Genomic DNA, 12,467 nt, shown 5'->3' on the forward strand with positions numbered 1-12,467 from the left:
CCTCGCACGAACTCGGATGGACGGGGATGCCATCCGTCGATCACACCAATTTGGAGACAGAATGTCCGAGTCGGTCATCCAGCTGCCCACCGACGGCGAAACGGTTATCGAAACCTATGAGCGAATCGCTCGACGCGGGACGCTGGTTCCGGTCGAGCTGGCCGGCGGCGTCGCCGCCTGGAGCGCCGCGAGCTACCAGGCGGTGAGTGAAGTACTCGCCGGTGACGGCACACTCTTCAGCAAGAACGCCAAGAACTGTCCGGCCCTGCACGACGGCACCATTCCGGCCGACTGGCCGATGCGTGCGCTGACCGATATCGACCATATGCTGAACAAGGACGGCGAGGACCACCGGCGGTTACGCAAGACGATCAGCGCCGCATTCACACCGGCTCGGGTGGCCGGACTCGAGCCCCGGATTCATCAGATCGCCACCGAGATCATCGATGACTTCGCCGACGAGCCGGGCGAATTCGATCTCGTCCCGCGCTTCACCACGCCGTTTCCGGTGCGGGTGATCTGTGAACTGTTCGGTGTGGAGAAGGCCGATCGGTCCCGAATCCGGGACTGGTCCACCACGATCGTGTCGCACACCAGCACCATCGAGCAGATGCAGACGGCCATGGGCGAGATGATCGCGTTCTTCACCGAGCTCATCGAAGGCAAGCGGCGCGAGCCGGGCGATGATATGACCTCCGCCCTGATTGCAGCCAATACCGACAATCTGACCACTGACGAGCTGGTCAATATGTTGTGGCTGGTGATCGTGGCCGGACACGAGACGACGGTGCACCTGCTGGCCAATGCGATCATCGCCCTCAGCGAGAACCCCACGCAGCTGGAAAAGGCGCGCACCCAGGACCGCTGGGCGGATGTGGTCGAGGAGGCACTGCGATACCGGTCCCCGGTGTACAGCGCCAACCTTCGCTACGCCCAGCAGGATGTCACCATCGCGGGTGTGGACCTGCCGAAGGGCGCGATCGTCATCTGGAACGGCAATGTCGGACGGGACCCGGACCGATACCCGAACGCCGATGTCTTCGATATCGATCACGATCACCGCGGTCAGCTGGCCTTCGGCCGCGGGCCGCACATCTGCCTCGGCGCTCCGCTGGCCCGGCTGGAAGCGCGCATCGCGCTCTCCACACTGTTCAACCGCTTCCCGCAGTTGCGCCTGGCGGGTGACTCAGCGTCACTGCAGGTCAGCCCGCAGATCCTGACCGCAGGCCCGCTCACTCTGCCGGTGCGGTTGCATCCGGACGAGTGATCACCGGCGCCGGCTGGTCGATGGTCTCGGCCAGCCGGCGTTTGCGGAAGTCCCTCGGGGTTTCGCCGTAGCGCGTCTTGAACGCGGCGGAGAACCAGGTGACGGTGAATCCGCTGCGCGCGGCGATTTCGCCGATTGTCAGTGTCGTGCTCAGGCTTTCGAGCATGGCGCGCGCCGCACGCAGTGATTCATCCTGACGCACTTCACGATACGTGGTTCCGGCTTGCTCCAACGCGGTGCGCAACTGCCGTGGCGACCAGCTCAATGCCCGAGCCACGGCGGCCAGCCGGAGGTCGGCGACGCCGGTATTCTCACGCACATACCGGCGCACGGCCTCGGCTGTCTCGGCCAGCTGGGGTCGCTGCGGGGTGCTGTCGCCCATGGCCATCATGCACAGCAGTTCGGTGGTCCGGTCGCAAACCGCGTTGAATTGCCTACCCGTGAGCCGGGATCGCTCGGCATGGGTGTCGCGGATCATGCTCCGGGTGATGCGTCCGAGTCCAGAGTCGAGATCGAATACCGGACGGCGCGCGCCGAGGGGCGATATCGCGTGGTCGACCTCGGTGCGTGGGATCTGGAAGCCGAATGCCACCGAGCTGGGCACCCCCAGCCGCAGGGTCTGATCCAAACCCATCAGCACCGCCTGACCCGGTGCGATACAAGTGATTTCGCGATCATCGGCGACCGTGAATGTGCCCCGCTCCGGGACCACCAGCCAGTAGAAGTTATCGGCAGGTCCCCTGCGGATATTCGACGGCGTGCGGAAGGCCAGCCGATCACCGGGCTGATCCCAGCGCAGCAGGTTGTAGCTCCCCGCGTGCTGGGTGATCAGCGTGACCTGCCACCGGTTCCGGTCGCGATACCGATGATCCATCGGAACGATGCTGTTCGCCACGGCGGTCCATTCATCGACGCCGGTCACGTGCAGTTCGTCATATCTCATGCCGACACCCCGATCACCCTCAACGAATAACGATATCCGCTCCGCTGAACAAAAGGTCGGCCGGACGGATTCGAGGCGACGGTGCCGGGGCCACCAGCTGCGCGTGCGGTGCCCGGCTGTGCAGTTCGCGCAGAAACACTTCCACCGCCAGCTGTGCCAACTGTCTTCCGGGACAGATATGCCTACCGAATCCGAAGGTGAGTGGCGCTTTTCCGGTGCTATCCATGACCAGTGGATCCGCGAATGCCCTTGGATCGCGATTGGCGGCGGCGATCAGCACGAGCACCGGTCCTCTCGGAAGCGTTGTGCCGCTTCGCAAGGCGATGGGACGCACGACATTCCGCTTCCATCCCACCAGCCCCGTGTCGAGCTGTAGCACCTTGGCCGCGACGCGTGTGACACCCGCGGGTTCGCCGAGCAGCTTCCACCACTGCCGATCCGGGTCGCCGAGCAGCCGCAGCAGGCCCTGCTGGATGGTGCCGCTGATGGTATGCACACCAGCCGCCAACGAGTTCGCGACCGCGGACACGGCCACTCTGGGCGGGATACCGGCCGCACGAAGGTGCCGAGGAAACCCCGTGACGTGCTGTCTGCTGTGCGCCACCGCCATGCCGCTGACCGTGAATAACCGGCCGAGTGCGCCGACCGCGTCGGCCAACTCGCGTCCGCGCATCCGCCGACCGAGCAGCCCCGACTGAGCACCGCTCCAAACCGCCACCGCAGACCAATCTCGTTGGGGCAGACCGACAGTTTCGCCGATGACGCGGCTGGCGTAAGTGATCGACATCGCCGTCACGTCGAGCGGTTCGGTTGCCGCTGCCGGCAGCGATTGCCGGAAATGCTCGGCGAGCGACTGGGCCCGCTCGGATCGCATGTGCGCAGGCACCGTGAAGTATCCGGTCGGACCCGCCATGGCGGCCCACACCCGCTGGTGCAGGACGTCGTCGGTCAGGTCCGCTGTAGCCTTCGCGGGCAGCGGGAGCAGGTGCCGACAAAGATGGCCGACGGCACGCGGATTCGCGGCAATGCGCCCGAAACCGACCAGCGGTTGCAATGATTGCGCATTCGAGATCTCCGGGGCGCCGGCTTCCAGCAGTTCTCGCACATCGTCGTAGCGCCACACCATGCGTAGCCCGGAATCATGGTGATAGCTGGGTTCAGGCCACGCGTGCAGCCGCCGGTACCCCTCGTCACGTTCGGAGTAGCTCAACTGATTGGGAGTCAGTTGCGCGAAGGGAAATTCCGCTGACATGCTGCCTGCCTGTCGCTCGATCGATGCAGCAGATATTCTGCCCGACAGGCGAACTCGCGTATTCAAAGCACACCGCAAAACGCAGGTTCTCTGCCCCGAAACATAATCGGCACCGAACCAGCGTTCGCCGGCGGAAGGGATCGGACCTCAGCTGCCGGGCCGCGTTGGCATAGGTCCGGCCCCCGGGTTACGCATGAGCTATGCACAACGATCGACGAATCTGATCGTGGGCACGCTACTGGCGTTGGTTTCCGCGTTGAGCTACGGGCTTTCGGATTTCTTGGGTGGGGTCGCGTCACGGCGTGTCGGATTCGGGCGTGTTGCCCTGCTCGGCCAACTCGGGGGTTTCGTCGGCACCGCGCTCGTCGGCCCATTCGTCTCGCACACAGTGCCCCAGCCGGTGGATCTGTGCTGGGGAGCTCTATCGGGCGTGGGGACCGGCATCGCGATGACCTTCCTGTTCCGCGGAATCAGCCGCGGGGCAATGTCGGTGGTCGTACCGGTGAGCGCCGTTGGCGGTGTCGCGCTGCCGGTTCTGATCGGAACCGTTCTGCTCGGTGAACATCCGGCACCGTCGGCATGGGCCGGGATCGTGCTCGCGCTGCCCGCTCTCTGGCTTGTCTCAGGCGGCACCACCGGCACCGGTCCGATGGCCGGGGGCCGTCATCGGTGACGGACTGATCGCCGGCCTCGGCATCGCCGTGCAGTATCTGGCGCTGGCACAAGCGGCGCCCGCGGCCGGGATCTGGCCGGTGACGGCGGGCCGGGCCGCGACCGTTGTCCGCGCTACAGGAGCGACTGCGCCGCAGCCAAGTCATCGGGCTGGCCGCCGCATTGCTCGCCAGCACGACTATCGCGACTTCCTGATCGCGACGACTCGGTAACGGAGGCTGCTCACAACAGCTGGGGCAGCATGATGAACTCGGCGGTGAGTGCGAGGACGGACAGGACGATTCCCGTGACCGCCAGTGCCTTGGCACCGCGCTGTCCGGTGCAGCCGACGATCCCGAGGACGAGTCCGGGAATTGCGAAGGGGAGGCCGACCAACGGTCGCACGCCGGTCAGGTCGATCATCGGCAGGAACGGGAGTACGCAACCGATGATCCCGAGGATCGCCGACGCTACGGCGAACCATGGACCCTGCCGCTGACCGGTCGCGTGTGGACCGCCTTGCCATCCGGGATCGTTGGTATATACCCAGGGTTGTTGCTGCTGATAAGGATTCGGACCCGGCGGCGGGGTGGGCGCGGAGTATCCGGCGTTCGGGCCGGGGTGCCAGGCCGGGTTGGCCGGTTCCGGCGGCGGGCTATACGACATCGGTAATCCTCACTCACGAAATCCCCGAGAATGGCCTTCTATCGTTCGCGAGCCACGATAGCCGCATACCTGACGTTCGGCCCGATGCCTATGCGCTCGGTACCGCCGTCGTCACAGGAATAATGGCCGCGGTCGTCGCAAACCATGCGCACCTGCTGGCCGAACTCGATTCGGAAGGAATGGAATTCGCTACGCAAAGCGCCTGGTCGTGCTGGGCACGGCGACCGAACTCGCCGATGCGGCCAGGTCCGTGGCGGGCGCGCGCTCGCCGACCAAGCCGTTCTGACGCGCAGCGGCCCGTCAACCTGTGTCTGGCCCAAATCCGCTGGGCCGAAAGCAAACCGACCGCGCGGTTGATTCAACAGGCGGGTGCGGTCGCGGGTGGCACGCTGATCGACCATCCCGCGCAGCGATCGAAGGCGACCTTGCCGAGCACACTGCGCATCGCGCGGCCGGAGACAATGCTCGCGATACAGGTGCCCTACCGGGTAGCAGTGAGTTGGCCAGCCTGCTTGCCGCGATGACGCTGATCCAGCAGTGCGGGAATCACTCCGGCCGGTCGGCACCGTGGGTCGAACCGCTCGGCGCACTGCGCGCACACGACACGATCGGTATTCGCGCCGCGGCGGCAGCGGCCTGGATGGTCGCCGAATGAGTTCTGACACTGTCGAATTCACTGGCAGTGGCGAATTCGGTGGCGGGCGTGCCGCGCCAGTCGACCACGCGGCACGCCGGGCGGTGCGCCCCGTTGCGCCCGCCGTCACTGTGCCGGCGACGTTGGCGTCCGGGTCGGGTCATTGGTCGGACAACGCCGACCCGGGACGTCACCAATTGAGCAGTAACGCTGTCGGGGCAGTGTCACTATTGCGGACGAAGGTCGCCGTCGAGACTTTACTGTTCAGGCAAACGGCGGCGGCCACCGGCCACGTCGGTTACCAGATCAGTGTAGCCGTCGACGAGTTCCGCCAAGTGGTACCAGTGTTTATGGGTATTGTCGCTACGCGCGCCATCGACATCGATGGCCGTGTTGGCATCCACCCAGCTGCGCGCCATGCGATCCACCACCGCACCGAGGCTCTCGGTATGTAGCGAAGCACCATTGCGATGCTGCGGGATCTCCTGCGCAATCCACTCATTGATATCGTCGACGAGTTCGCTACGACGGCAATCGATTTCGGCCACGAGGTTCATGTCCTGAATCTCGGCACGGCGTGCGTGCAGTTCGGCCAGGGCGTGTGCGGAACGCAGTAATTCACGATCTTGAAAACGTCGTCCCTGAAATGCACACAATATCTGCGGAGCGGTCGGCAGCACCCCTACCGTAGGTGCGCTCATCGCCGTACCCCGAATTCACCCGACACCAACGCGCTTTGTACCAACATGATTGGCTCTCGATTCGGTTATCCCGGTCATCGGATCGGTTCTTCACAACTAGCGTAGCTGGATCATGCTCTTACAAATGCAAGAACGCAAGAGTGCGTTCTCATTGCTGCGGTAACGACGTGGTCACCGACCAGCGACCCCACAGACAGCTAGTGACAACGACTTTCACGCTCGATACTCGCGGGGAGCTGGACCGGTGGCCAAGAGTTTGCCACATCATCGCCCGGCGCGTGGGCGGTATGCGATCGCCGCCTACGGTCGGGGAGTCCCGAGGTAACCAGTCACCCAGCGGCGCCTTGTTCGGATCGGCGACGGCGCCTGCGCGTAGATGAGCGCGCGTGCCACCCGGCGCGATACGCGCGGTGCATTCGATCGGCGTACCCCGGCGGCAGCTCGGACAGACCGGCGGCCACGTCGATACCGGTGCCCGACAACGCGATCCAGATCTCTGCCGGATGCCGGCGCCGGTAGATCGGCGAATCGCCGAGTCCGGTGTATGCGAGGGGATTCCGTCCCACACGATATCCACTCGCTCATCGGTGAGGCCGCGATCCTCGAGGAACTTCGCGACGAAGTCCGCGCCGTCCATTTCGAATCGCTGTTCACCGTTGGCTATTTCGGCGAGGCCGATATCGTGCAGCCCTGTTCGTGCGCGACCAATTCCGTGCGGCACGAGCCAACGGAGTCGACGGCAATGAATCCGGTTGTGCCGCAGCCGGTCTCCCCGTCCACCGCAGCGTAGATCCGATCCCGAGGACAGTGCGGCGTGAAACGGCATGGGCCAACCCCTGATCTGATCGTGCCGTCCTGAATTCGGAGAAACCAGATGTTCGGCCGATGCGCGCGCCAATTCGGCGCCGTGATCCGCAACGAGCGCGAGTGCCATAGTTGATGCCCGCGGCCACGCCCGCCGAAGTGAGGATCGGACCGTCGCGCACTAAATGGCAGTGGCGTCCACATCGATTCCGGGATAGCGCACCGCGAGCTCACCGCATGCCGGCCAGTGCGTGGTGGCCCGCCGCCCCGTCGAGGAGCGCGGCCGCGGAGAAGACGAATGCCCGGCCAGATCGAGCAGCAGCACACCATCCGAAACCGCCACCACGAAGTCGCCGCGCTCGGCCGAACTCATGCCCCATTCTCGAGACGACGGTGCCGCGACTACAAGGACGAGCACCCCATAGATCCGGCCACCGAGCCGCGATCTACCGTGACAAGGGAATATCGCAGCGAAAACTCCGAACTTCGTTGCTGCAAAAGGCGGTAGTCTCTGACCACGCTGCGAATGCATATTTGCGTGTGTGGCGGGCACTTACTACAGACATGTACGCAAGAGTGCTAACGGGTGCGCCGGGCGAAAGGGTTGTCATGGCAGGCAAGCGCACAGTCCTCACCGCGGGTTTGCGGCGGCTCTCGGTGCTGCTGACCGAGATGCGCGAACACGCGGGGCTCAGCAAAGAGGACGTCAGCGGCAAGACGGGCATCAATATCACCACGCTGTACCGCATCGAGACGGCGCAGGCGCGCCCGCAGCGGCGCACGCTGATGGCGATGCTGGATCTCTACGGCGTCACCGAACAGCAACGTGACGATGCGCTCGAACTCCTATCGGACGCGCTCAAGCCCGGGATGTCGCGGCCATACGAGGCGACGCTGACGGAGGTGCACGCGGCCTATATCAACTTCGAATCCGAGGCGCTCTCGGCTCGGCACTACCAAACCTCCTACATCCCGGGACTATTGCAGACCTCGGACTATGCCGAGGCGGTCATCGACACCAATATGCCGAAGCTGGACGGAGCCACGGTGTCGCACAATGTGCGGGCGCGGATGGATCGGGCCATGCATCTCACCAAGGCGGATCCGCTAGAACTGTGGGTGGTGCTGGACGAAGCCGCCATCCGGCGCATGGTCGGCGGCCCCGATGTCATGAAGGCACAGCTGAAGCGGCTGCTCGACGATTCGCAGATGAAAAACGTCATCCTGCAGATACTTCCGTTCAGCGCGGGGGTGCATCCCGGCATGGCCGGATCCTTCACGCTGCTGGACTTCAAGGATCCGGCCGATCCGGAGCTGGTGTACGTCGAGGGCATCGCGGGTGATCAGCTGATCGAGGGCCATCCCCAGATCCGCCGCTTCGGCATTATTTTCGACCAGCTGCGCGCCATGGCGCTCAGCCCGCGCGACTCCATGGCGCTGATCGACAGGGCCTCCAAAGAGATGAGCTGATCAGCTGCGGCTGGCTCGTCGATAGCCGACCGCGGCCGGGATCGCGAAGACTACGAGCGCACCGATACACCAGGCGATGGTGGCCAGTAGCGGGTCGCGCACCGGCCCGCCGACGGATAGCCCCTTCATGGCATCGATGGCGTAGGACATCGGCTGATGCTTCACAATCGGCTGGGCCCACGGCGGATAGGCGACCAGCAGCACGAACCCGGTGCTGAAGAACATCATCAACGATGATCCGAGCGAAACAGCCTCCACCAGTGCGGCTTTCGCGCTGAACACGGCCACCGCGGTGACCACGGTGGCGAAGGCGATGCCGAACAGCAGCGGCACCGCGAACAGCGCGATTCCGGCGAGCAACCCTTGCTGGAATCGGAAACCGAGCGCAACGCCCACCGCGAACATCACTGCCGTGCACAGCACAATCCGGATCCCTTCGGCGACAATGCGCGCGATCAGTCCGGACGCGCGGTGCACCGGCAGCACCCAGAATCGGGCCAGCAGACCTTCGTCGCGCTCGCGTCCGAGGGTGATGGCACCTGCCACCGAACCGGACATCACGCCGACCAGCGCCGACATCGGCACGAAACCGTACAGCGCACTCACCTCGGAGAACTCCGAAATCTGTTTTCCGAGAACGGTATTCAGTACGATAAGCAGGAGCGCGGGAAAGACGAGCGACTGCACGACGGTCAGCGGATCACGCCACCAGCGCATCAGCAGCCGCTTGGTCTGGATCATCGTCTGCGGGATCAGTAGACGCCAAGTCTCGGTCCGACCATAGACCTTGGGCAATTCCGCCGTGGGAGTCAGTACCTCGGTCATGCCGACCTCCGGATCGAAACGAATACCGCGCCCGCACCGAAGAGAATGATCTGACCGAGTATCCAGGCCAGCCCGGGCCCGAGGACCGACCAGCCGACCACGCCCGCGTGGCCCGATGGATCACCGGCCAGCGCCCGCAGCCCGTATACGTACTGCGAGACCGGCTGGTTGCGTGCGAACCCCTGGATCCAGTGCGGGAATTGGCTGACCGGGGAAAGTCCGCTCGACACCATGCCGAGGATCAGCTGCGGCAGGATCAGTGCCTGGGTGGTCGCCTCCGGGCTCTTGGTCAGACTGCCGAGCAGATCGGCACCCAGGCACAGCGCCAGCCCGATCAGCATCGCGAACCCGATGAAACCGATTGTTTCCCACCAGCTTCCATAGAAGCGGAAGCCGATCACATGGCCGCACACGAGGGCCGCGGCCAGCGCGATTCCCGCCCGGCCCAGCGCGGTCGTGACTCGCGCGGCCAGCGGCACCGTCGAATGCATCGGCATCGATCCGAACCGCACATTGAGCCCGTCCTTGGCATCGGCGGCCGCCCGGAATGCGGCCGTAATGGCGCAGAAGGCGATCGCCTGCATCGCGATCATGGGCATGAGGAATTGCGCGTAGTTGCTCAGCCCGCCCCGCCGGAGCGGGTTCAGCGACATCACGAGGTTCAGCGGGACGTAGAAGCCGACGGTGAAGACCACCGGCGCGAGCAGCGCGGTGAATAGTTCACCATTGCGCCAAGACGGCCGGACCAGGCGCGAGGTCAGCGCCCACCATTGCGCCACCGTCGCCATCCGCGGCGGTGGCGCGTCCACCAGCCGCTCGCTGCTCAGGCGGCGGTTTTCCCCGTCGTCGCGTTCCTGCTGAACGGTGCTCGATACCGCGTCGCTACCGATGCTCATCTGCACGCTCCCATCCTGCGCGTCAACCGTGCTTGTCGGTGGGGAACCGGCTGTTCCCAGCATGTCGCACGCAGCCGCGGCCGGTACTGCTTTCCGCACTCTTCGAGTACGTATCGCATGATCAATCTCGCTCGCTCTCGATCCCCTGCCCACCGAAATCGGGCGCGCGCCGCCACCGTGTCGGTTGAGCGGCTCGTCGTCCAATCTCGCCGCACCGATGACGTTTCGATACCGCCCCCGGGTGTCGCAACGACGACTCCGAGGTGGCGATGAATCCCACCAAGGTGTTCTGCCGACTCGAGCAGAACAACGTCCCGAGGGTGCGCGAATTATGCAGTGTCGCTATCGGTTTCGACGGAATGTCCGATTCGCGAGGTGACTACCGTGCCCGGGGTGAGTAATGTATGCCCCGATGACCAGCATGGAAGCCCGTTTCCGTGAAGCAGCGCGGACCGTGCCCCTCCCCAGTCCTTGGAATCTGTCCGCCTACCTCGCAAGTGTCGCCGCGCACCGTGGTCGTTCCATCTCGCTGCAGGCGATCCCCGCGGCCGCGCTCGCGGATATCGGGTGTCGTGGCAGCGGACTCTGGATCGCGCGCGGTCACGACGACATCATCATCTACGACGCGTCCGCCACCGAGCGCAATGCGGATCACATCATCCTGCACGAGATCGGTCACATGCTATTAGGGCACGGCAAGGAAGGCACGGGGGCGAGCGAACCGATCACCCCGTCGCTGGCCGCACTGCTGCCGTCCATCTCACCGTCCTCCATCAAGCATGTACTCGGCCGCGAGCATTTCGGCGCCGACCGCGAACGGGAAGCGCAGGTATTCGCCGATATGACCATGGTCTATGCCACCCTGCCGCGCCGCCCCGCGCGTTCGTTCCGACTTTTCGGGCGCGGGCGCTAGCCACCGGGTAGTCGGCGGGTGCCCTCACGTAATCCGTCGACGAGATCCTGATAGCTATCCGCCAGCTCGTTGAGCTGCACCCACGCGTCATAGAAGACAGGTTCCGGCGCCTCGGACAGCGGCACGAACGCCTGCGTGGTCATTCTGGCCAGCCGATCCACGATCTCGCCGACAGTTTCGGAGTACAACTGCGCCTCGGAGCACGGCACCGGCATCGCCAGCGTCACCCACATATCGATCGACCGCACCAGTTGGCCCCGCCGCCGATCCAGCTTGGGGATCTCGCGCCCGGGCGTCCGCTCGCGAATTTCGTGCAGTTGCGCCAACTCCCCCGCCGCCTCCAGCATCGGATGATCGTCGTGCGGTAGCCCGCGGCATGCGGCCAGCAACATATCCCGGCCCGGAACCATCCGGTTATCTCCGACATCCCTCATCTGAGCCTCCCACCGACGCCGGAATGTGCCGCCATCGGCGAACCACCCGACCAGCAATGTCGTTTCCGCACCGCACGACCGCACGTCACACTTCGATTATCGACCCAGATCCGTGCCCGCGACCGGAAACGCCGATATCAATCTGTTACAGACCGGCGCGCTCGTGGCAAATGCGCAGTAACCCGAACTATGGTCCAGATGATCAGCGACCGAGTGCGGCGAGAGCAGCTCCGACTACGCGGGTACACCGTCCGCCAGATAGTCCTGACCGCCGACATAGAACGTGCGACCGGATTCGCCTGCGGCACTTGCGGCCTCGCCGACGGCGGCGGCGAACGCCTCGACGCTGGGCAGTGCACCGTGATCGCGGCGAGCCGAAACCGCCTCGGGATTACGGCGTTCCAGCAGGCGGACAATGATCGTGCCGTCGATCATGTCGCCGGACACCACATTCAGCCCGATACCACGCTCGGTCAGCTCCGGAATCATTGCGCGCAAGGCGTCTTCACCCGCTCGCTTGCTCGCCGCGATCGGCTCATAGTCCGCCGGAACGGGTTTGCGGCCGTGGAAGTGGGCCTGATGGCTGGTCACGAAGACGATCCGGCCACCGGATGGCAGGTGCGGCAATACCTCTCGTACCAGACGGACCTGCGCGTCACGGTTCAACGCCATCGCGTAGCCGGGTGCGGCATTGCGCTCGAGACCGCCGGATGCGTTGAGCACCAACACATCCAGCCGACCGAACTCCGTCACCACATCGGCGATCATCGCCCCGGTGGCGTCCGCATCCGCGATATCCGCACCGACGATCGAGGCACTGCCGCCGGCGGCGCCGATCTCATCGGCGATCGCCTGGGCGCGCTTGCGCTTCTCCCGATAGTTGATGATCAAGTGATCACCGGTCGCCGCCAGCACTTTCGCCGTCTCGGCCCCTATCCCCCGCGACGCGCCGGTGATCAGCACAATCCGTCGTTCCGTCGAGTCGCCCACCATCTGCCTCTCGTTCATCAG

Annotated in this window: 15 protein-coding genes; 6 read left to right on the plus strand and 9 right to left on the minus strand. The window is 64.8% G+C overall.

Going from position 1 to position 12,467, the window contains the following annotated elements; genetic code table 11:
- The first annotated feature begins 61 nt into the window (after nt 1-61).
- Complete coding sequence (locus ACZ60G_RS29245) at nt 62-1,267, plus strand: cytochrome P450 family protein (RefSeq protein ID WP_465813951.1); 1,206 nt, start codon at nt 62-64, stop codon at nt 1,265-1,267.
- Here ACZ60G_RS29245 and ACZ60G_RS29250 read toward each other — a convergent pair.
- Complete coding sequence (locus tag ACZ60G_RS29250; protein WP_465813952.1) at nt 1,233-2,210, minus strand: helix-turn-helix transcriptional regulator; 978 nt, start codon at nt 2,208-2,210, stop codon at nt 1,233-1,235. The two genes, ACZ60G_RS29245 and ACZ60G_RS29250, sit on opposite strands and share 35 nt — an antisense overlap.
- A 19-nt stretch (nt 2,211-2,229) precedes the next feature.
- Nucleotides 2,230-3,462 (minus strand): hypothetical protein, encoded by a 1,233-nt coding sequence (locus ACZ60G_RS29255; RefSeq protein WP_465813954.1) that lies wholly within the window; start codon nt 3,460-3,462, stop codon nt 2,230-2,232.
- A gap of 193 nt (nt 3,463-3,655) precedes the next feature.
- On the opposite strand from ACZ60G_RS29255, the gene ACZ60G_RS29260 reads away from it, so the two are divergent.
- On the plus strand, nt 3,656-4,135 hold the full coding sequence (locus tag ACZ60G_RS29260) for an EamA family transporter (RefSeq protein WP_465813956.1): 480 nt from the start codon (nt 3,656-3,658) through the stop codon (nt 4,133-4,135).
- Nucleotides 4,136-4,356: 221 nt separating this feature from the next.
- On the opposite strand, the gene ACZ60G_RS29265 is transcribed toward ACZ60G_RS29260, so the two are convergent.
- Nucleotides 4,357-4,779, minus strand: a complete 423-nt coding sequence (locus ACZ60G_RS29265) for a DUF4190 domain-containing protein (RefSeq protein WP_465813958.1) — start codon at nt 4,777-4,779, stop codon at nt 4,357-4,359.
- Nucleotides 4,780-5,278: 499 nt separating this feature from the next.
- Between ACZ60G_RS29265 and ACZ60G_RS29270 the strand changes: the two genes are divergently transcribed.
- Nucleotides 5,279-5,434, plus strand: coding sequence for a hypothetical protein (locus ACZ60G_RS29270; protein ID WP_465813960.1), 156 nt, complete (start codon nt 5,279-5,281; stop codon nt 5,432-5,434).
- A gap of 236 nt (nt 5,435-5,670) precedes the next feature.
- Here the strand turns inward: ACZ60G_RS29270 and ACZ60G_RS29275 are convergent, their stop codons facing one another.
- Entirely contained in the window at nt 5,671-6,114 is a 444-nt protein-coding gene (locus ACZ60G_RS29275) for a DUF4254 domain-containing protein (RefSeq protein WP_327101072.1), read from the minus strand.
- A 544-nt stretch (nt 6,115-6,658) separates the two neighbouring features.
- On the opposite strand from ACZ60G_RS29275, the gene ACZ60G_RS29280 reads away from it, so the two are divergent.
- The gene (locus ACZ60G_RS29280; protein ID WP_465813962.1) at nt 6,659-6,904 is read left to right on the plus strand and encodes a hypothetical protein; all 246 of its coding nucleotides are present in this window, start codon (nt 6,659-6,661) and stop codon (nt 6,902-6,904) included.
- Between the two features lie 195 nt (nt 6,905-7,099).
- On the opposite strand, the gene ACZ60G_RS29285 is transcribed toward ACZ60G_RS29280, so the two are convergent.
- Complete coding sequence (locus tag ACZ60G_RS29285; RefSeq protein WP_465813964.1) at nt 7,100-7,291, minus strand: hypothetical protein; 192 nt, start codon at nt 7,289-7,291, stop codon at nt 7,100-7,102.
- A gap of 236 nt (nt 7,292-7,527) precedes the next feature.
- Here ACZ60G_RS29285 and ACZ60G_RS29290 point away from each other — a divergent pair, with 236 nt between their 5' ends.
- A complete protein-coding gene (locus tag ACZ60G_RS29290; protein WP_387289024.1) occupies nt 7,528-8,388 on the plus strand; it encodes a helix-turn-helix domain-containing protein in 861 nt (286 codons plus the stop codon).
- Here ACZ60G_RS29290 and ACZ60G_RS29295 read toward each other — a convergent pair whose 3' ends face one another.
- Together ACZ60G_RS29295 and ACZ60G_RS29300 are read right to left on the minus strand one after the other, a co-directional pair.
- Nucleotides 8,389-9,213 carry an ABC transporter permease gene (locus ACZ60G_RS29295; RefSeq protein ID WP_465813966.1) on the minus strand — a complete coding sequence of 275 codons (825 nt, stop codon included), beginning with the start codon at nt 9,211-9,213 and terminating at the stop codon, nt 8,389-8,391.
- On the minus strand, nt 9,210-10,109 hold the full coding sequence (locus tag ACZ60G_RS29300) for an ABC transporter permease (protein WP_465813968.1): 900 nt from the start codon (nt 10,107-10,109) through the stop codon (nt 9,210-9,212). The genes ACZ60G_RS29295 and ACZ60G_RS29300 overlap by 4 nt, the downstream gene beginning before the upstream one ends.
- 412 nt (nt 10,110-10,521) lie before the next feature.
- Between ACZ60G_RS29300 and ACZ60G_RS29305 the strand changes: the two genes are divergently transcribed.
- Nucleotides 10,522-11,022: a hypothetical protein gene (locus ACZ60G_RS29305; RefSeq protein WP_465813970.1), complete on the plus strand. Its 501-nt coding sequence runs from the start codon at nt 10,522-10,524 to the stop codon at nt 11,020-11,022.
- Here ACZ60G_RS29305 and ACZ60G_RS29310 read toward each other — a convergent pair.
- Nucleotides 11,019-11,456 (minus strand): DUF4254 domain-containing protein, encoded by a 438-nt coding sequence (locus ACZ60G_RS29310; RefSeq protein WP_465813972.1) that lies wholly within the window; start codon nt 11,454-11,456, stop codon nt 11,019-11,021. The two genes, ACZ60G_RS29305 and ACZ60G_RS29310, sit on opposite strands and share 4 nt — an antisense overlap.
- A gap of 234 nt (nt 11,457-11,690) precedes the next feature.
- Nucleotides 11,691-12,464: an SDR family oxidoreductase gene (locus ACZ60G_RS29315; RefSeq protein ID WP_465813974.1), complete on the minus strand. Its 774-nt coding sequence runs from the start codon at nt 12,462-12,464 to the stop codon at nt 11,691-11,693.
- Nucleotides 12,465-12,467: the final 3 nt, after the last annotated feature.

Source organism: Nocardia sp. NPDC102475 (assembly GCF_055584605.1).